Consider the following 18,012-nt stretch of genomic DNA (forward strand, 5'->3'; position numbering starts at 1 on the left):
TCAACCCTGCACGACGCAGGTGGCCAGGTGAGCGGCGAGCGCATCCCAGGCAATGCTTTGTTGTTCGCCCTGGCCACGCAGGGGTTTGAAACCTACCACTTGCTGGGCCATTTCGTCGTCACCGAGGATCAGTGCGTACAGCGCACCGCTCTTGTCGGCTTTCTTGAACTGGCTTTTGAAGCTGCCGGCGCCGGCATTGACTTGCAGGCGCAGGTTTGGAAGTTGATCGCGAACCCGTTCAGCCAGGGCCAGACCGGCCAGCTCGGCCTCTTCACCGAAGGCGCAGAGGTAGACATCGACCTGACGGGAGATTTCTTCCGGGATCTGCTCAAGGGTTTCGAGCATCAATACCAGACGCTCGATGCCCATGGCGAAACCAACGCCGGTGGTCGGCTTGCCGCCCATTTGCTCGACCAGACCGTCGTAACGACCGCCCGCGCAAACAGTGCCCTGGGCGCCGAGCTTGTCGGTGACCCATTCGAAAACGGTTTTGCTGTAGTAATCGAGGCCACGCACCAGCTTCGGATTGAGTACGTACGGAATGCCGACGGCATCCAGACGCGCTTTCAAACCGTCGAAGTGTGCACGCGACTCGTCATCGAGGTAGTCGGCCATTTTCGGCGCATCGACCAGCACCGCTTGAGTGTCGGCATTTTTGGTGTCGAGAACGCGCAGCGGGTTGGTTTTCAGACGACGCTGACTGTCTTCGTCGAGCTTGTCGTGGTGCGCCGAGAGGTACTCGACCAGCGCTTCACGATAACGCCCACGGGACTCGCTGGTGCCGAGGCTGTTGAGTTCGAGTTTGACCGCATCACGGATGCCCAGCTCGCCCCACAGGCGCCAGGTCATGATGATCAGCTCGGCATCGATGTCCGGACCGTCGAGGTTAAACACCTCCAGACCGATCTGGTGGAACTGGCGATAACGGCCTTTCTGCGGACGCTCGTGGCGGAACATCGGACCGATGTACCAGAGTTTCTGCACCTGGCCACCGCCGGTGATGCCGTGCTCAAGCACCGCACGCACGCACGCCGCAGTGCCTTCCGGACGCAGGGTCAGGGAGTCGCCGTTGCGGTCTTCGAAGGTGTACATCTCTTTTTCGACGATGTCGGTCACTTCACCGATCGAGCGCTTGAACAGCTCGGTGAACTCGACGATCGGCATGCGGATCTGCTTGTAACCGTAGTTATCCAGCAGACGCGCAACGGTGCCCTCTAAATAACGCCACAGGGGAGTCTGTTCGGGCAGGATGTCGTTCATGCCACGAATGGCTTGCAATGACTTGCTCACTTTAAATCCTTAAATTCGTTCGGCTCTTCAGTCAGGGTCAGCCGCGCGCAATTACGGCAGCGTCAGCTTCGACCTTTTCGGCCGCTTTCTGGCGGATCAGCCTTTCCAGCTCGTCCACCAGATTGTCATTCGTCAGTTTCTGCGCCGGCTTGCCGTCGATGTAAATCAGGTTTGGCGTGCCGCCGGTCAAGCCGATATGGGCTTCCTTGGCTTCGCCGGGGCCGTTGACCACACAACCGATTACCGCGACATCCAGCGGCACCAGCAGGTCTTCAAGGCGCCCTTCCAGCTCGTTCATGGTTTTCACCACATCGAAGTTCTGCCGCGAGCAGCTCGGGCAGGCGATGAAGTTGATGCCACGGGAACGCAGATGCAAAGACTTGAGAATGTCGTAACCGACCTTCACTTCCTCGACCGGATCGGCCGCCAGCGAGATGCGGATAGTATCGCCAATCCCTTCGGCGAGCAGCATACCTAGGCCCACGGCGGATTTCACTGTGCCCGAACGCAATCCACCGGCTTCGGTGATGCCCAGGTGCAGCGGCTGGACGATTTCTTTCGCCAGCAAGCGGTAGGCTTCGACGGCCATAAATACGTCGGAGGCCTTCACGCTGACCTTGAAGTCTTGGAAATTCAGGCGTTCGAGGTGTTCAACGTGACGCAAAGCAGACTCAACCAGCGCGGCTGGGGTCGGCTCGCCGTATTTCTTTTGCAGGTCTTTTTCCAGCGAGCCGGCGTTGACGCCGATGCGGATCGGGATCCCGCGATCACGCGCGGCATCGACCACAGCACGAACACGGTCTTCGCGACCGATGTTGCCCGGGTTGATGCGCAGGCAGTCGACGCCCAGTTCGGCTACGCGCAGAGCGATCTTGTAGTCGAAGTGGATGTCGGCAACCAACGGCACTTTGACCAGTTGTTTGATCTTGCCGAACGCCTCGGCGGCGTCCATATCCGGTACCGATACGCGGACGATGTCGACGCCGGCGGCTTCCAGACGATTGATTTGCGCAACAGTGGCGGCAACGTCATTGGTGTCGCTGTTGGTCATGCTCTGCACAGCGATCGGCGCATCGCCGCCCACCGGTACGTTGCCGACCCAGATCTTGCGCGAAACGCGACGTTTGATTGGAGATTCGCCGTGCATGACTTATTGACCCAACTTCAGGCGAGCAGTCTCGCCACTGGTGAACGGAGCGACATCGACCGGCTGGCCGTTGTAGCTGACCTGCGCGCCGCGAGCGTAGCCCAGGCGGACGGCAAACGGTGGCTTGCCGGCAACGGCGAGGCTATCGCCCTTACGCTTGAGACCACTGAACAACACTTTGCCGCTGCCATCGGTGACTTGCGTCCAGCAATCGGCAACGAACTGCATCGACACCTGACCTTCGCCAGCTACTGGTGCCACTGGAGCCACGGTTGGGGCGATCGGTGCAGTCGTGGTTGGAGCTGGTGTGGCAGGCACAGCCGGAGCAGGTGTTGCCGGGGTGGCAACCACTGGCGCTGGCGTGTGAACCGGCGCAGTCGGCGCAACCGCTGGAGCGGTCGGCGTTGCTGGCGCAGTCGATGTTGCAGGAGCAGTAGCTTCGGCACCGGTGGATTCAGCGGTGGTTTCCGATTGCGGCAGCGCCAAAGCCGTCGCGCCCTCGGCCTGACCTTCGGCGACCGCCTGGTCCTCCGGCTCGTCGATCGGGTGAATCTGCGTGGTGCCGTCGGCGCCTTCGACTTCAACGTGTTCCGGCGTCAGGCTGGTGAAGTCCTTGGTACGCAGCGAGGTCTGATCCTGCCACCAGACGAAACCACCGCCGATGACCGCGATCAGCAACAACAGGCTGACGATACGCAAAATAGTGTGGGAAACCCGCACAGGCTCTTCGATACGGCCCAAGGCGTGAACGTTGCTGCCTTGGGAGTCGGTGCCGGTGGACTGGTCGAACTGCTGAACCAGAACGGTCTGGTCCATGCCGAGCAATTTGGCATACGCGCGAATATAACCGCGAGCAAAGGTATGCCCCGGCAGCTTGTCGAAAGCACCGGCTTCAAGATTGCCCAGAGACGTCACGGTGAGGTTGAGCTTGAGGGCCACTTCGGCCAGCGACCAGCCATTGCTTTCGCGGGCCTGGCGCAGGGTCTCACCGGGGTTAACGCGATTCGCTGCTACAACTTCGGGATGCGCCGCTTTCATCATTGCTCCGACAGGTATTGCTGATATTCCGGCGTACCGGGATAGAGTCGTTTTAATTGCAGGCCATAACTGGCGGCCTTGTCGCGATCTTCAAACACTTTTGCCAGCCGAACGCCGAGCAATAGACTACGTGCATTTTGTTCGGTCAGCAGGCTGAAACGGTCGTAATAGTCACGCGCGGGCACATAATGCCTGTCTTCGAAGGACAACTCAGCCATTTCCAGCAATGCGCGCGGTTGTTGACGGTTCAGCCGCAAGGCTTTTTCCAGTTGCTGCTGCGCGACATCACGCTGACCGAGTTTCGCCGCCGTCATGCCGAGGTTCTCGAACACACGCGAGCGCTCAGGATACAGGGTATCGGCGGCCGCCTGTTCAAAACGCTCGTAGGCTTCTTTATAACGCTGTTCTTCGTATAGAAAACTGCCGTAGTTGTTGAGGATACGGGCATCGGCGGGACGCGAGGACAAGGCCTTGCGGAAATGCTCGTCGGCCAGTGCAGGCTCCATTTCGGCTTGAAACACCAAACCGAGCGCGGCATTGGCGTCTGGATCCGAACTGTCGAGTTCCAGCGCCTTCTTCAACGGCACCTTGGCCCGCTCGGTCATGCCTTGCTGCAAGTACCCCAGCCCCAACTGCACGTAGGCAGCCCGCGCTTCATCGCGGCCCTTGCTGGTCTTCATCGGGTTGTAATCACCCGACAGGACACAACCAGCACACAGGCTGGCCAACAGCAACAGCAGCGCAAAGCGCAGGGACATAGAGATCCTCTCTTAGTTAGTGTTCGCGGCGTTCTGTGCCAGATCGCTGTCGGCGCTCAACTCACGCACGGCGATATAACGTTCGCTGCGACGGGTGCGATCCAGCACCTGCCCTACCAATTGACCACATGCGGCGTCGATGTCTTCACCACGGGTGGTGCGGACAGTGACGTTGAAACCGGCCTGATGCAACTGATCCTGGAAACGACGAATCGCGTTGTTGCTCGGACGCTCGTACCCGGAATGCGGGAACGGGTTGAACGGAATCAGGTTGATCTTGCACGGAATGTTTTTCAGCAACTCGACCATCTCAACGGCGTGTTCAACCTTGTCGTTGATGTCTTTGAGCAAGGTGTACTCGATGGTCAGCACACGTTTTTCGCCCAGGGACGACATGTAGCGCTGGCACGACTCGAGCAGCATCTTAAGCGGATATTTCTTGTTGATCGGCACCAATTGGTTACGCAATGCGTCATTCGGTGCGTGCAGGGACAACGCAAGGGAGACGTCGATGTGCTTGGCCAGCTCATCGATCATCGGCACCACGCCCGAGGTGGACAGGGTCACGCGGCGCTTGGAGATCCCGTAGCCGAGGTCATCCATCATCAGATGCATGGCGGCGACGACGTTGTCGAAGTTCAGCAGCGGCTCACCCATGCCCATCATCACCACGTTGGTGATGGCACGGTCGACTGTTGCCGGGACACTGCCGAAAGATTTGTTGGCAATCCACACCTGACCGATGACTTCGGCGGCGGTGAGGTTGCTATTGAAGCCTTGCTTGCCGGTGGAGCAGAAACTGCAATCCAGGGCACAGCCTGCCTGGGACGAAACGCACAAAGTGCCGCGTTTGCCCTGGGGAATGTACACGGTCTCGACGCAGCTGCCGGACGCCACACGCACCACCCACTTACGGGTGCCGTCGGTGGAGATGTCCTCGCTGACCACTTCCGGACCACGGACTTCAGCAATAACCTTGAGCTTGTCGCGCAAGGCCTTGCTGACGTTCGTCATGGCGTCGAAATCATCGACACCAAAGTGGTGAATCCATTTCATTACCTGACCGGCACGGAAACGCTTCTCCCCGATTGAGTCGAAGAATTTTTCCATTTCCTGTTGAGTCAGACCCAGCAGGTTGGTTTTTACAGTCGATGTAGTCATGGATTCACCTTCACTCTTAAGCCAATGCTTAGCGAGTGGTTACTTCAGTAGCTGCGAAGAAGTACGAGATTTCACGAGCAGCTGCGGCTTCGGAGTCCGAACCGTGAACAGCGTTGGCGTCGATGGAATCAGCGAAGTCAGCGCGGATGGTGCCGGCAGCAGCTTCTTTAGGGTTGGTAGCGCCCATTAGCTCACGGTTCAGAGCGATAGCGTTTTCGCCTTCCAGAACCTGAACAACAACAGGGCCGGAGATCATGAAAGCAACCAGGTCGCCGAAGAAACCACGAGCGCTGTGCTCAGCGTAGAAGCCTTCAGCTTCAGCTTTGGACAGTTGCTTCAGTTTCGAAGCTACAACGCGCAGGCCGGCTTTTTCGAAACGAGTGGTGATTTCGCCGATGACGTTTTTTGCAACAGCGTCAGGCTTGATGATGGAGAAAGTGCGTTGAACAGCCATGGTGTAACTCCAGAAACGGTAATTTGCGAAAAATTAAACCCGCGAATTATACGCGGGTTCTTGGGTATTGCCTAACCTGCGAGACGATCAGTCCAATTCTTTGGCCCAGAGCTCCTGAACCGCTTCCAGCACCTTCTCGCCGACACGGCCAGAAGTGCCATCGAAGTCAGGCAGATCAAGGATCATCTGCTGCAAACGGACAAAACCTACAGAATATGGATCGACGCCGGCATGGGCCTCGGCCAGTTCTTCTGCAATACGTTGAACATCATTCCAACCGTAGCTCATGACAGTCTTACCAGTCAGTGCGGCGCTTCAGCCGCATGGTTAAGCGAATATTTCGGAATTTCGACGGTGATGTCTTCTTCACCAACGATAGCCTGACAGGCCAGACGCGATTGCGCTTCCAGACCCCAGGCACGATCGAGGAAGTCCTCTTCCAGCTCGTCAGCCTCTTCCATCGAGTCGAAACCCTCGCGGATGATGCAGTGGCAGGTGGTGCAAGCGCAGACGCCGCCGCAGGCGCTTTCCATCTCGATGTGGTGTTCGTGGGCCAGTTCGAGAATCGATGTGCCGGGCGCAGCCTCGACCACCATGCCTTCAGGGCAGAACTTCTCGTGGGGCAGAAAAATGACCTGCGGCATCAGATATCCTCGATTTCATTCAGATTGCGCCCCGACAGAGCGGCTTTCACCGTCAGATCCATGCGGCGGGCAGCAAAAGCATCGGTCACTTGCGACAGACGCTTGGTCTGCTGCTCGATGGCGTAACCATCGGTACCTTTCATCAGTTCGGCCAGTTCCTGCAGTTGCAGGTCGATGACCATGCGCTCTTCGGCGTCGAGCAAACGCTCGCCATCAACCTCCAGAGCGCCCTGCACCGCTTCGATCAGGCGCTGGGCATCGACTTGTTGCTCGCGCAGAACGCGGGCGACCTTGTCGTCATTGGCGTGCTGGAACGAATCCTTGAGCATCTTGGCGATTTCGCCGTCGGTCAGACCGTAAGACGGCTTGACCTGAATGCTCGCCTCAACGCCCGAACCCAACTCACGGGCAGACACGCTGAGCAGACCGTCGGCATCGACCTGGAAGGTCACGCGAATTTTCGCTGCACCGGCGACCATCGCTGGAATGCCACGCAATTCGAAGCGCGCCAGCGAGCGGCAGTCACTGATCAGCTCGCGCTCACCCTGCAGAACGTGGATCGCCATGGCCGACTGGCCGTCTTTGTACGTAGTGAAATCTTGTGCGCGAGCGACGGGGATGGTGGTGTTGCGCGGAATCACCTTCTCCATCAAACCGCCCATGGTTTCCAGCCCCAGGGACAGTGGAATCACGTCGAGCAGCAGCAGTTCGCCGCCATCGCGCTTGTTGCCCGCCAGGGTATCGGCCTGAATCGCAGCACCGATGGCCACCACTTGATCCGGGTCGATTTCGGTCAGAGGCTGACGACCAAAGGCTTCGGCAACGGCTTCGCGAACGCGAGGAACGCGAGTCGAACCGCCAACCATAACCACAGCGTGTACGTCGTCCAGTTCGATGCCGGAGTCGCGCACGGCGCGGCGGCAAGCTTTCAGGCTGCGCGCGACCATTGGCTCGATCAGCGCATCGAAGGCTTCGCGGGTCAGCGGTGCTTTCCAGTCGCCGTAGGCCACTTCAACACTGGCCGAGTCGGTCAGGGCTTCTTTGGCCGCGCAAGCGGTTTGCAGCAGATTACGTTGTGCGCCCGGATCGAGATCGGCGGACAGCCCGGCGCTCTCGATGATCCAGCCGGCAATCGCGTGATCGAAGTCATCGCCGCCCAGCGCGCTATCACCGCCAGTGGCCAGCACTTCAAAAACACCGCCGGTCAGACGCAGAATAGAGATATCGAAAGTACCGCCGCCCAGGTCATAGATAGCGACCAGGCCTTCGGCATGCTGATCCAGACCGTACGCCACAGCGGCCGCAGTCGGCTCGTTGAGCAGACGCAGCACGTTCAGACCGGCGAGTTTGGCCGCATCTTTGGTGGCTTGACGCTGAGCATCATCGAAGTAAGCCGGAACGGTGATCACCGCGCCAACCAGCTCGCCACCCAAGGTCGCTTCAGCGCGCTGACGCAGCACCTTGAGGATATCGGCGGAGACTTCGACCGGGCTTTTCGGGCCTTGCACGGTGTCGATGAACGGCATGTGCGATTCGCCACCGACAAAGCGGTACGGCAACTGGTCGCCCAATTGCTTGACGTCGGACAGACCACGACCCATCAAGCGCTTGACCGACAGCACAGTATTCAAAGGATCGGACGCGGCGGCCAGCTTCGCCGACTCGCCGACTTCGACGTGATCGGCGTGGTAACGCACAGCGGACGGCAGGATGACCTGCCCGTTTGCATCGGCCAACGGTTCGGAAAGACCACTGCGCAACGCAGCGACCAGCGAATTGGTAGTGCCCAAGTCGATCCCCACAGCCAGACGACGCTGGTGCGGTTGAGGACTTTGGCCGGGTTCGGCGATCTGCAGTAGGGCCATCGTGATCAGGACTTATCTGTATATCAGGCGTGCGACCGAAGCGGCACTGGGTTAATCGTCGAGGCGCTCTTCTAGCTGGCGCACTTCGTAGGTGAGCTTGTCGAGGAACTGCATGCGCCGCATCAGGCGTTCGGCCTGTTCGCGTTGCGCCGCATCATCCCAACAGGCTGCGAAGCTTTCGTTGAGTTCTTCCTGAGCCACTTTCAAGCGACGCTTGAACACCGCGACACCGTCGAGGTCGGCACTGTCCTGGAGGTCTTCAAGCTCTTCGCGCCATTGCATCTGCTGCAGAAGAAACTCGGGATCATGGACAGTGACTTCCATCGGCACTTCATGCCCGCTGATGGTCAGCAGGTAGCGTGCGCGCTGGGCCGGACTCTTGAGCGTCTGATAGGCGTCGTTGAGCCGTGCAGACTGCTCGAGTGCGGTTCGCTGCTCACGCTCGGAAGCGTCGGCGAAGCGGTCAGGATGAACGCCGCGCGCCAACTCACGGTAGCGCGTGGCCAACTGCTCGAGATCCAGACGGAAACTCGGTTGCAGCTCGAATAAAGCGAAATGACAAGGAATACCCACGACAAGCCTCAGATGTTGAAGCTTTCGCCGCAGCCACATTCACCGCGTACGTTGGGGTTGTTGAACTTGAAGCCTTCGTTCAATCCTTCCTTGACGAAATCGAGCTCGGTGCCGTCCAGGTAAGCGAGGCTTTTCGGGTCGATGATCACTTTTTCGCCGTGACTTTCGAACACCTGATCCTCTGCAACCACCTCGTCGACAAACTCCAGCACGTAGGCAAGGCCGGAACAGCCTGTGGTGCGAACACCCAGACGAATCCCTTCACCTTTGCCGCGCCCGTCGAGGGAGCGCCGCACGTGTCGAGCAGCCGCTTCTGTCATGCTGATAGCCATCGGTGACTCCTTACTCGTCGCCAAATCCAGAAAGTCAGATCAAGCCTTTCTTCTGCTTGTAATCGCGAACAGCCGCTTTGATAGCGTCTTCAGCCAGTACCGAGCAGTGAATTTTCACTGGCGGCAGGGCCAGTTCTTCGGCCAGCTGAGTGTTCTTGATGGTTTCTGCTTCGTCCAGGGTCTTGCCCTTCATCCACTCGGTGGCGAGGGAGCTGGAAGCGATAGCCGAACCGCAGCCGTAGGTCTTGAACTTGGCATCTTCGATGATGCCGGCGTCGTTGACCTTGATTTGCAGACGCATCACGTCGCCGCATGCCGGAGCGCCGACCATGCCGGTGCCGACATCAGGATCTTCCGCGTTCATCTTGCCGACGTTGCGCGGGTTTTCGTAGTGGTCGATGACCTTTTCGCTGTAAGCCATGATTCTCAATCCTCACTCATCAGGGCCGCTCTTGAGACCCTGCAACTGCGCTGCGTAAACCGCCACGTCGCTACAGGATCTGTATCTGGCGGCTTCTATATTTAGTGTGCCGCCCACTCGATTTTCGAGATATCGACGCCGTCTTTGTACATGTCCCACAGCGGCGACAAAGCGCGCAGCTTGGTAACGGCCTCGCAGACTTTCTGCGCGGCGTAGTCGATTTCTTCTTCGGTGGTGAAACGGCCGAAGGTGAAGCGGATCGAGCTGTGTGCCAGTTCGTCGTTGCGGCCCAGGGCGCGCAGTACGTACGAAGGCTCCAGCGACGCCGAGGTGCACGCCGAACCGGACGATACCGCCAGATCCTTGAGCGCCATGATCAGCGACTCGCCTTCAACGTAGTTGAAGCTCAGGTTCAGGTTGTGCGGAACGCGGGCGGTCAGGCTGCCGTTGACGTACAGCTCTTCCAGATGCTCGACCTGCTTGTAGAAGCGGTCGCTCAACGCTTTGATACGGACGTTTTCAGCAGCCATGTCTTCTTTGGCCACACGGAACGCCTCGCCCATGCCGACGATCTGGTGAGTCGCCAGGGTGCCGGAACGCATGCCACGCTCGTGACCGCCACCGTGCATGGTCGCTTCGATGCGCACACGCGGCTTGCGGCTGACGTACAGCGCACCGATGCCTTTAGGGCCGTAGGTTTTGTGGGCGGAGAACGACATCATGTCGACTTTCAGCTTCTGCAGGTCGATTTCGACCTTGCCAGTGGACTGAGCGGCGTCGACGTGGAACAGAATGCCCTTGGCGCGGAGCATTTCGCCGATCGCGGCGATGTCGTTGACGGTGCCGATCTCGTTGTTCACGTGCATCACGGAGACCAGGATGGTGTCTTCGCGCAGTGCCGCTTCAATCATCGCCGGGGTGATCAGACCGTCTTCAGTTGGCTCGAGGTAGGTCACTTCGAAACCTTCACGCTCCAGTTGGCGCATGGTGTCGAGGACAGCCTTGTGCTCAATCTTCGAGGTGATCAGGTGTTTGCCCTTGGAACCATAGAAATGTGCCGCACCCTTGATTGCCAGGTTGTCGGACTCAGTGGCACCGGAGGTCCAGACGATTTCGCGCGGATCGGCGTTGACCAGATCGGCCACTTGACGACGGGCGTTTTCGACGGACTCTTCAGCTTTCCAGCCAAATACGTGGGAACGGGACGCCGGGTTACCGAAGTTTCCGTCAACCAGCAGGCATTCACTCATTTTTTGCGCAACGCGCGGATCGACCGGGGTGGTCGCAGAGTAATCAAGGTAAATCGGCAATTTCATGGACTATCTCCTAAATCAGGGCTGGCGTACCGCTAGCTCTTCGGCTGTCATTCGACGGCGGACGCTTCAATCTTGTCCAGGCGTGGCGCCTTGCTGTTGCAACGACGCTGGTCCTGACGCTGGGCTACTTCTTGCACCTCACGGCGAGTTACAAGATCAGCCAAGCTGATACCACTTAGAAATTCGTGAATCTGCAGGCTCAAATCGCACCACAGATGGTGAGTCAGGCACGTATCGCCGGAATGGCAATCGCCCTGGCCCTGGCATTTGGTGGCATCAACCGATTCGTTTACCGCATCGATCACCTGGGCGACCTGGATGCCCTGCATGTCGCGGGACAACTGGTAGCCACCACCCGGGCCGCGAACACTGGAAACCAGGTTGCTGCGGCGCAGCTTGGCGAACAGCTGTTCGAGGTAGGACAGGGATATGCCTTGGCGCTCGGAGATATCGGCCAGGGACACGGGCCCGTGCTGCGCGTGCAACGCCAGGTCAAGCATGGCGGTCACGGCGTATCGGCCTTTTGTAGTCAGTCGCATGGACAGTTACCACGGAGTTCAGAATGGGGCGAGTATGCAATTCCCGAGTATTTAAGTCAACTTTAAGACCTAGTACTTTAGTCAGGATTACCCGCAAAAGAGCGCGCGAATGATAGCAGGGTCTGCGGCGTAATGGCACACCGGCCGGCGCAAGCCTCTGTAGGAGCTGCCGCAGGCTGCGATCTTTTGATTTTATGGAAAGCAAAGTCAAAAGATCGCAGCCTTCGGCAGCTCCTACAGGGGCGCTAGCTGGCTTTGGATTCGTCTTTGCCTTTGACGCAGGCGAAGTCTTCTTCGCGCAGCTCAGGCAGATCTTTCGCACAGTAATTGCTGCCCAGATCCTTCAGCGCGCCGCACATCCCTTCCAGCCGTCCGTCCACCGCTTGCAGGTGATCGAGCAACTGACCGATGGCGCGCGCCACCGGGTCGGGCATGTCTTCGCTGACGCCATAGGCATCAAAACCGATCTTCTCGGCCATGGCCTTGCGCTTGGCATCCTGCTCTTCGTCGGATTTGACGATGATCCGCCCCGGAATTCCCACTACCGTGGCGCCCGGCGGCACTTCTTTAGTCACAACAGCATTAGAACCGACCTTGGCACCGGCGCCGACGGTGAACGGGCCAAGCACTTTGGCGCCCGCACCCACAACAACACCGTCGCCCAGCGTCGGGTGGCGCTTACCTTTGTTCCAACTGGTGCCACCGAGGGTCACACCCTGATAAATGGTCACGTCATCGCCAATCTCGGCGGTTTCACCAATGACGATGCCCATGCCGTGGTCGATAAAGAAGCGTCGACCGACTTTGGCGCCCGGATGAATTTCGATCCCGGTCAGCCAGCGACCGAAGTTCGACACCAGCCGCGCCAGCCATTTCAGCTCGTTACGCCACAGCATGCCGGCCAGTCGATGGATCCAGATCGCATGCATGCCGGGGTAGCAGGTCAGAACTTCAAAAGCGTTACGCGCCGCCGGGTCTCGATGGAACACGCTCTGGATATCTTCACGCAAACGCTCAAACATCATTTAGTCCTTCCGCTTTAGAAGCTCACCACGGGCCGCTTTTTGGGTTTCCGTGAGGATGCCACGCAAAATATTCATTTCCGCCCGGCTGACCGAGCTGCGTCCGTACAACCGGCGCAGGCGCGCCATCAAGTGCCGTGGTTTCTCGGGATCGAGGAATTCGATAGCGACCAGCGTCTGCTCCAGATGCTCATAAAAGCGCTCCAGCTCATCCATGGTCGCCAGCTCGGCGCTTTTCACCGAGGCCACTTCTTCTTTCTCGATCTTGCTCGGCTGACCTTGTGCGGCCAGCCAGGCCATGCGCACTTCATAGCTCAACACCTGCACCGCCGCCCCGAGGTTCAGCGAACTGAACTCAGGATCGGAGGGGATGTGCACGTGAAAGTGACATCGCTGCAGCTCGTCATTGGTCAGGCCGGAATCTTCACGACCGAACACCAAAGCGATTTCTGCGCCCTGCCCGGCTTCCTCGACCACTTTGGTGCCGCATTCGCGCGGATCCAGCAGTGGCCAAGGGATTCGGCGGTCACGGGCGCTGGTACCGAGCACCAGATTGCAGCCGACCAAAGCGTCTTCCAGGGTGGCGACGACTTGCGCGTTTTCAAGGATGTCACCGGCACCCGAGGCGCGAGCATCGGCCTCGTGGTGCGGAAACAGGCGCGGTTCGACCAGCACCAGTCGCGACAGACCCATGTTTTTCATGGCGCGCGCGGCCCCGCCGATATTGCCGGGGTGGCTGGTATTGACCAGGACAACACGAATGTTCTGCAGCAAGGGAGGCGCTCTCGGACACAGGAAAGGGGTGCAAATCTTACAGAACAGCCTACCGTTAAGCTATGAAAGCGAACAGCGTCCTTCACCTGAAGAAAAGTTCTGATAGAATGCGCGGCTTTCTTTAACAACCTTAGGTGACACATCCATGCAGCCCATGCTGAATATCGCGCTGCGCGCCGCCCGCAGCGCCAGTGAACTGATCTTCCGCTCCATCGAGCGCCTGGATACCATCAAGGTCGACGAAAAAGACGCCAAGGATTACGTATCCGAGGTCGATCGCGCCGCTGAACAGAAAATCATCGACGCGCTGCGCAAGGCTTACCCGAACCACTCCATCCGCGGTGAAGAGACTGGCATGCACGCCGGTACCGGCATCGAAGGCGAAGAGTACCTGTGGATCATCGATCCGCTGGACGGCACCACCAACTTCCTGCGCGGCATTCCTCACTTCGCCGTCAGCATCGCCTGCAAATACCGCGGTCGCCTGGAACACGCTGTTGTTCTGGATCCGGTTCGTCAGGAAGAATTCACCGCCAGCCGTGGTCGCGGCGCTCAACTGAACGGTCGTCGCCTGCGCGTCAGCGGTCGTACCAGCCTCGACGGCGCCCTGCTCGGCACGGGCTTCCCGTTCCGTGACGATCAAATGGACAACCTGGAAAACTATCTGGGCATGTTCCGCGCTCTGGTTGGCCAGACTGCCGGCATCCGTCGCGCCGGTTCGGCGAGCCTGGATCTGGCTTACGTGGCTGCCGGTCGTTTCGATGCGTTCTGGGAATCGGGTCTGTCCGAGTGGGACATGGCTGCAGGCGCCCTGCTGATTCAAGAAGCCGGCGGCCTGGTGAGCGACTTCACCGGCGGTCACGACTTCCTTGAAAAAGGCCACATCGTTGCCGGCAACACCAAATGCTTCAAAGCAGTTCTGACGGCGATCCAGCCGCACCTGCCGGCTTCGCTGAAGCGCTAAGCGTTACGCGAAACGAAAAAAAGCGCCCTTCGGGGCGTTTTTTTTATGCCTGGAATTTTACAAAACCTTCCTGTAGGAGCTGCCGAAGGCTGCGATCTTTTGATCTTTGTTTTTTAAAAACCAACATCAAAAGATCGCAGCCTTCGGCAGCTCCTACACGGAAATCGGTTTTTTGTGGGCACAAAAAAAGCACCCCGCAGGGTGCTTCTTTCTAAACGATCGGCCTGTTACTGGCCCGGCTCGTTCTGCGACAGGATCAACTTACCTTCCTTGTCGACCGGAATCTGGTTGCCCGGATCACGATCCATGCGCACCTTGCCTTCCTTACCGTCCAGCGAATAACGCACGTCATAACCAACGACCTTGTCGCTGATGTCATTCACTGTGTTGCAGCGGGTTTGCGTGGTGGTGTAGGTATCGCGATTCTGCATACCTTCCTGCACCTTGTTACCGGCATAACCGCCACCGACTGCGCCAGCGACCGTGGCAATTTTCTTGCCGGTGCCGCCGCCGATCTGGTTACCCAACAGACCACCTGCCAGCGCACCGACTACCGTACCGGCAATCTGGTGCTGATCTTTCACAGGTGCCTGGCGAGTGACCGTTACATCCTTGCACACTTCACGTGGTGTCTTGATCTGTGTCTTGACCGGCTCAACGGCCAAAACCTGCGCATACTCAGGGCCGCTTTTAACCAGGCTGTAGGTGGCAACAGCACCCCCGGCAGTGACACCGACAGCACCCAATACCGCACCAACCAGCAACGACTTGTTCACATGAACCTCCTGACCATCACATGCGGGACGCGCCCGCGCTTCTCCCAGCCTTGGAGCATAAAAAAAGGCGCGAGTTCAACTCGCGCCTTTTTTGGCTGACAACCGGGAAAACGCTACGCGTTATGGACGGTCGTCGACTTCCTTCTCAGTGTTTGCAGGAGGAATCAGGTCTTCTGTGCTCAGGTTCAGCCAGATCAGCACCACGTTGGCGATGTAGATCGACGAGTAAGTACCCGCCAGAACACCGATGAACAGCGCTATGGAGAAACCGAACAGGTTATCGCCACCGAAGAACAGCAGTGCCGCAATCGCCAGCAACGTCGAGATCGAGGTCGCCATGGTGCGCAGCAGGGTTTGCGTGGTCGAGATATTGATGTTCTCGATCAGCGTCGCCTTGCGCAGCACTCGGAAGTTCTCACGCACCCGGTCGAATACAACGATGGTGTCGTTCAACGAGTAACCGATGATCGCCAGTACCGCCGCCAGTACCGTCAGGTCGAAAGTGATCTGGAAGAACGACAGGATACCGATGGTCACGATCACGTCGTGGATCAGCGAAACGATGGCGCCGACCGCGAATTTCCACTGAAAGCGGAAAGCCAGGTAGATCAGGATGCCACCGAGCGCCAGCAGCATGCCGAGGCCGCCCTGGTCGCGCAGCTCTTCACCGACCTGCGGGCCAACGAACTCGACGCGCTTGACCGTCGCCGGGTTATCGCCGCCGAGTTTCTGCAGCGCTTGCGCGACCTGATGACCCAGTTGCGGGTCTTCACCCGGCATGCGCACCAGCAAATCGGTAGTCGCACCGAAGCTCTGTACGATGGCTTCGTGATAACCGGAAGTTACCAGCTCTTCACGCACCTTGGTGACGTCGGCCGGACGCTCGTAGGTCAGCTCGATGAGCGTACCGCCGGTGAAGTCCAGGCCCCAGTTCATGCCCTTGGTAGCGACACTGAACAAAGCCAGCAAGGTGAGGAATACTGTGACGCCGAACGCGAAGTTGCGAACGCCCATGAAGTTGATTGTACGTAACATGGCAGCCCCTTAAATCCACAACTTCTTGAAGTCACGTCCGCCAAAGATCAGGTTGACCATTGCGCGGGTCACCATGATGGCCGTGAACATCGAGGTAAAGATCCCGAGGGACATGGTCACTGCGAAACCTTTGACCGGGCCGGTGCCCATGGCAAAGAGAATCCCGCCGACCAACAAGGTAGTCAGGTTGGCGTCGAGAATCGCGGTGAATGCCCGGCCGAAGCCTTCGTTGATTGCACGCTGCACAGTCATGCCGGCGGCGATCTCTTCACGGATCCGCGAGAAGATCAGCACGTTGGCGTCGACCGCCATACCCATGGTCAGCACGATACCGGCGATACCTGGCAGGGTCAGTGTTGCCCCCAGCAGCGACATCAAGGCCAAGAGCAACACCATGTTCACTGCCAGTGCGACAGTAGCGATGATGCCGAAGAAGCGGTAGATGGCGATGATGAACAGCGACACGAACAGCATGCCCCACAGCGACGCATCGATACCTTTGGTGATGTTGTCGGCACCCAGGCTCGGGCCGATTGTGCGCTCTTCAGCGAAGTACATCGGTGCAGCCAGACCACCGGCACGCAGCAGCAGCGCCAGCTCGGACGACTCGCCCTGACCGTTCAGGCCAGTGATGCGGAACTGAGCACCCAGCGGCGACTGAATGGTCGCCAGGCTGATGATCTTCTTCTCTTCTTTAAACGTTTGCACCGCGACGTCTTTTTCGACGCCGTCGACCATCTGCTTGACGTAGGTGGTCACCGGACGCTGCTCGATGAAGATCACCGCCATGCTGCGACCGACGTTCGAACGGGTTGCGCGGCTCATCAGCTCGCCACCGTGACCATCCAGACGGATGTTCACTTCAGGCGTACCGTGCTCGCCGAAACCGGCCTTGGCGTCAGTGACCTGGTCACCGGTGATGATCAGACCACGTTCGATCTGCGCAGCGGGACGATTGCCTTCACGGAACTCGAAAGTCTCGGAAGTGGCTTTCGAAGCACCCGGCTCTGCAGCCAGACGGAACTCAAGGTTGGCCGTCTTGCCGAGAATACGCTTGGCTTCGGCAGTGTCCTGCACGCCTGGCAGCTCAACCACGATGCGGTTGGCGCCCTGACGCTGGACGATCGGTTCGGCAACACCCAGTTCGTTGACGCGGTTACGTACCGTGGTCAAGTTCTGCTTGATGGAGTATTCACGGATTTCCGCCAGCTTCGCCGGGGTCATCGCCAGACGCAGTACCGGTTGACCGTTGAGATCGGCCGGAACAATGTCGAAATCGTTGAAGTTCTTGCGGATCAGCGCACGGGCCTGTTCGCGGGAGTCTTCATCACTGAAGCCCAACTGAATGGCGCCATTGAGTTGCGGCAGGCTGCGATAACGCAGTTTCTCTTTGCGCAGCAGGCTCTTGACGTCGCCTTCGTAGACTTTCAGGCGTGCATCGAGGGCTTTGTCCATGTCCACTTCCAGCAGGAAGTGCACACCACCGGACAAGTCCAGACCCAGCTTCATCGGGTGCGCGCCCAGATTGCGCAGCCATTGCGGGGTGGTCTGTGCCAGGTTCAGCGCAACGACGTAGTCATCACCCAATGCCTTGCGCACAACGTCTTTGGCCGGCAGCTGATCTTCAGCTTTGGTCAGACGGATCAGACCGCCCTTGCCGTTGGCTGCCAGCGTGGCTGCCTTGACGCTGATCCCGGATTCATTGAGCGCAGTGCTCACGCGATCCAGATCAGCCTGATTGACTTGCAGCGCAGTGCTTGCACCGCTGACCTGAATGGCCGGGTCATCAGGATAAAGATTGGGAGCGGAATAAATCAGACCGACCGCCAGCACCGCCAGGATCAGAATGTATTTCCACAGAGGGTATTTGTTCAGCATCACGCCGCCCGTTATGAACGCGGGG

The 18,012-nt window shown here is 58.7% G+C and carries 20 protein-coding genes; 1 reads left to right on the forward strand and 19 read right to left on the reverse strand.

The genetic code is table 11. The features are described 5' to 3' along the window. The 16 genes from hisS to trmJ form a co-directional block, all read right to left on the reverse strand. Complete coding sequence (gene hisS, locus GVL50_RS15210) at positions 1-1,290, reverse strand: histidine--tRNA ligase (RefSeq protein WP_159813966.1); 1,290 nt, start codon at positions 1,288-1,290, stop codon at positions 1-3. Between the two features lie 37 nt (positions 1,291-1,327). Then, the gene (gene ispG / locus GVL50_RS15215) at positions 1,328-2,437 is read right to left on the reverse strand and encodes a flavodoxin-dependent (E)-4-hydroxy-3-methylbut-2-enyl-diphosphate synthase (protein ID WP_008084646.1); all 1,110 of its coding nucleotides are present in this window, start codon (positions 2,435-2,437) and stop codon (positions 1,328-1,330) included. Positions 2,438-2,440: 3 nt separating this feature from the next. After that, on the reverse strand, positions 2,441-3,475 hold the full coding sequence (locus tag GVL50_RS15220; protein ID WP_159813968.1) for a RodZ family helix-turn-helix domain-containing protein: 1,035 nt from the start codon (positions 3,473-3,475) through the stop codon (positions 2,441-2,443). Continuing rightward, positions 3,475-4,233 (reverse strand): type IV pilus biogenesis/stability protein PilW, encoded by a 759-nt coding sequence (pilW, locus tag GVL50_RS15225; RefSeq protein WP_053123531.1) that lies wholly within the window; start codon positions 4,231-4,233, stop codon positions 3,475-3,477. Before pilW ends, GVL50_RS15220 begins: the two co-directional genes overlap by 1 nt. A 12-nt stretch (positions 4,234-4,245) precedes the next feature. Beyond that, positions 4,246-5,394, reverse strand: coding sequence for a 23S rRNA (adenine(2503)-C(2))-methyltransferase RlmN (gene rlmN, locus GVL50_RS15230; RefSeq protein WP_158835925.1), 1,149 nt, complete (start codon positions 5,392-5,394; stop codon positions 4,246-4,248). 28 nt (positions 5,395-5,422) lie between these two features. Continuing rightward, positions 5,423-5,848 carry a nucleoside-diphosphate kinase gene (gene ndk, locus GVL50_RS15235; RefSeq protein ID WP_007916882.1) on the reverse strand — a complete coding sequence of 142 codons (426 nt, stop codon included), beginning with the start codon at positions 5,846-5,848 and terminating at the stop codon, positions 5,423-5,425. A gap of 87 nt (positions 5,849-5,935) precedes the next feature. Beyond that, positions 5,936-6,136 carry a Fe-S cluster assembly protein IscX gene (gene iscX / locus GVL50_RS15240; RefSeq protein WP_053123533.1) on the reverse strand — a complete coding sequence of 67 codons (201 nt, stop codon included), beginning with the start codon at positions 6,134-6,136 and terminating at the stop codon, positions 5,936-5,938. Positions 6,137-6,150: 14 nt separating this feature from the next. Further along, complete coding sequence (gene fdx, locus GVL50_RS15245; RefSeq protein WP_007916885.1) at positions 6,151-6,492, reverse strand: ISC system 2Fe-2S type ferredoxin; 342 nt, start codon at positions 6,490-6,492, stop codon at positions 6,151-6,153. Beyond that, positions 6,492-8,357, reverse strand: a complete 1,866-nt coding sequence (gene hscA, locus GVL50_RS15250; RefSeq protein WP_053123535.1) for a Fe-S protein assembly chaperone HscA — start codon at positions 8,355-8,357, stop codon at positions 6,492-6,494. The genes fdx and hscA overlap by 1 nt, the downstream gene beginning before the upstream one ends. 51 nt (positions 8,358-8,408) lie before the next feature. Next, the gene (gene hscB / locus GVL50_RS15255) at positions 8,409-8,930 is read right to left on the reverse strand and encodes a co-chaperone HscB (protein WP_053123537.1); all 522 of its coding nucleotides are present in this window, start codon (positions 8,928-8,930) and stop codon (positions 8,409-8,411) included. 8 nt (positions 8,931-8,938) lie between these two features. Beyond that, complete coding sequence (iscA, locus tag GVL50_RS15260) at positions 8,939-9,262, reverse strand: iron-sulfur cluster assembly protein IscA (protein ID WP_003227904.1); 324 nt, start codon at positions 9,260-9,262, stop codon at positions 8,939-8,941. A gap of 34 nt (positions 9,263-9,296) precedes the next feature. Further along, positions 9,297-9,683, reverse strand: a complete 387-nt coding sequence (gene iscU / locus GVL50_RS15265) for a Fe-S cluster assembly scaffold IscU (RefSeq protein WP_007916892.1) — start codon at positions 9,681-9,683, stop codon at positions 9,297-9,299. 101 nt (positions 9,684-9,784) lie between these two features. Further along, positions 9,785-10,999: an IscS subfamily cysteine desulfurase gene (locus tag GVL50_RS15270; protein WP_008084662.1), complete on the reverse strand. Its 1,215-nt coding sequence runs from the start codon at positions 10,997-10,999 to the stop codon at positions 9,785-9,787. Positions 11,000-11,046: 47 nt separating this feature from the next. Next, entirely contained in the window at positions 11,047-11,538 is a 492-nt protein-coding gene (iscR, locus tag GVL50_RS15275; protein ID WP_003227911.1) for a Fe-S cluster assembly transcriptional regulator IscR, read from the reverse strand. A 245-nt stretch (positions 11,539-11,783) separates the two neighbouring features. Then, on the reverse strand, positions 11,784-12,560 hold the full coding sequence (gene cysE, locus GVL50_RS15280) for a serine O-acetyltransferase (RefSeq protein WP_007916901.1): 777 nt from the start codon (positions 12,558-12,560) through the stop codon (positions 11,784-11,786). A gap of 3 nt (positions 12,561-12,563) precedes the next feature. Continuing rightward, positions 12,564-13,334 (reverse strand): tRNA (cytosine(32)/uridine(32)-2'-O)-methyltransferase TrmJ, encoded by a 771-nt coding sequence (gene trmJ, locus GVL50_RS15285; RefSeq protein WP_008084663.1) that lies wholly within the window; start codon positions 13,332-13,334, stop codon positions 12,564-12,566. Between the two features lie 145 nt (positions 13,335-13,479). Here trmJ and suhB point away from each other — a divergent pair, with 145 nt between their 5' ends. After that, positions 13,480-14,298, forward strand: a complete 819-nt coding sequence (gene suhB / locus GVL50_RS15290) for an inositol-phosphate phosphatase (protein ID WP_008084666.1) — start codon at positions 13,480-13,482, stop codon at positions 14,296-14,298. 227 nt (positions 14,299-14,525) lie between these two features. Here the strand turns inward: suhB and GVL50_RS15295 are convergent, their stop codons facing one another. The 3 genes from GVL50_RS15295 to secD all read right to left on the reverse strand — a co-directional run bounded on the left by GVL50_RS15295 (position 14,526) and on the right by secD (position 17,987). Continuing rightward, the gene (locus tag GVL50_RS15295) at positions 14,526-15,074 is read right to left on the reverse strand and encodes a glycine zipper 2TM domain-containing protein (RefSeq protein WP_053123539.1); all 549 of its coding nucleotides are present in this window, start codon (positions 15,072-15,074) and stop codon (positions 14,526-14,528) included. A 120-nt stretch (positions 15,075-15,194) separates the two neighbouring features. Next, complete coding sequence (gene secF, locus GVL50_RS15300) at positions 15,195-16,109, reverse strand: protein translocase subunit SecF (RefSeq protein ID WP_053123541.1); 915 nt, start codon at positions 16,107-16,109, stop codon at positions 15,195-15,197. A 9-nt stretch (positions 16,110-16,118) separates the two neighbouring features. Next, entirely contained in the window at positions 16,119-17,987 is a 1,869-nt protein-coding gene (gene secD, locus GVL50_RS15305; protein WP_159813970.1) for a protein translocase subunit SecD, read from the reverse strand. Positions 17,988-18,012: the final 25 nt, after the last annotated feature.

Origin of the sequence: Pseudomonas sp. 18058 (assembly GCF_902706155.1) — a bacterium.
In the GTDB taxonomy this organism is placed as follows: domain Bacteria; phylum Pseudomonadota; class Gammaproteobacteria; order Pseudomonadales; family Pseudomonadaceae; genus Aquipseudomonas; species Aquipseudomonas rustica.

Bases quoted from the DNA above. Each gene is read 5' to 3' on its own strand.
- pilW (WP_053123531.1), bottom strand. From the start codon at position 4,233: ATGTCCCTGCGCTTTGCGCTGCTGTTGCTGTTGGCCAGCCTGTGTGCT.
- secD (WP_159813970.1), bottom strand. From the start codon at position 17,987: ATGCTGAACAAATACCCTCTGTGGAAATACATTCTGATCCTGGCGGTG.
- iscR (WP_003227911.1), bottom strand. From the start codon at position 11,538: ATGCGACTGACTACAAAAGGCCGATACGCCGTGACCGCCATGCTTGAC.
- iscU (WP_007916892.1), bottom strand. From the start codon at position 9,683: ATGGCTTACAGCGAAAAGGTCATCGACCACTACGAAAACCCGCGCAAC.
- GVL50_RS15270 (WP_008084662.1), bottom strand. From the start codon at position 10,999: ATGAAATTGCCGATTTACCTTGATTACTCTGCGACCACCCCGGTCGAT.
- cysE (WP_007916901.1), bottom strand. From the start codon at position 12,560: ATGTTTGAGCGTTTGCGTGAAGATATCCAGAGCGTGTTCCATCGAGAC.
- hscA (WP_053123535.1), bottom strand. From the start codon at position 8,357: ATGGCCCTACTGCAGATCGCCGAACCCGGCCAAAGTCCTCAACCGCAC.
- suhB (WP_008084666.1), top strand. From the start codon at position 13,480: ATGCAGCCCATGCTGAATATCGCGCTGCGCGCCGCCCGCAGCGCCAGT.
- iscA (WP_003227904.1), bottom strand. From the start codon at position 9,262: ATGGCTATCAGCATGACAGAAGCGGCTGCTCGACACGTGCGGCGCTCC.
- secF (WP_053123541.1), bottom strand. From the start codon at position 16,109: ATGTTACGTACAATCAACTTCATGGGCGTTCGCAACTTCGCGTTCGGC.
- GVL50_RS15220 (WP_159813968.1), bottom strand. From the start codon at position 3,475: ATGAAAGCGGCGCATCCCGAAGTTGTAGCAGCGAATCGCGTTAACCCC.
- rlmN (WP_158835925.1), bottom strand. From the start codon at position 5,394: ATGACTACATCGACTGTAAAAACCAACCTGCTGGGTCTGACTCAACAG.
- ndk (WP_007916882.1), bottom strand. From the start codon at position 5,848: ATGGCTGTTCAACGCACTTTCTCCATCATCAAGCCTGACGCTGTTGCA.
- ispG (WP_008084646.1), bottom strand. From the start codon at position 2,437: ATGCACGGCGAATCTCCAATCAAACGTCGCGTTTCGCGCAAGATCTGG.
- fdx (WP_007916885.1), bottom strand. From the start codon at position 6,492: ATGCCGCAGGTCATTTTTCTGCCCCACGAGAAGTTCTGCCCTGAAGGC.
- iscX (WP_053123533.1), bottom strand. From the start codon at position 6,136: ATGAGCTACGGTTGGAATGATGTTCAACGTATTGCAGAAGAACTGGCC.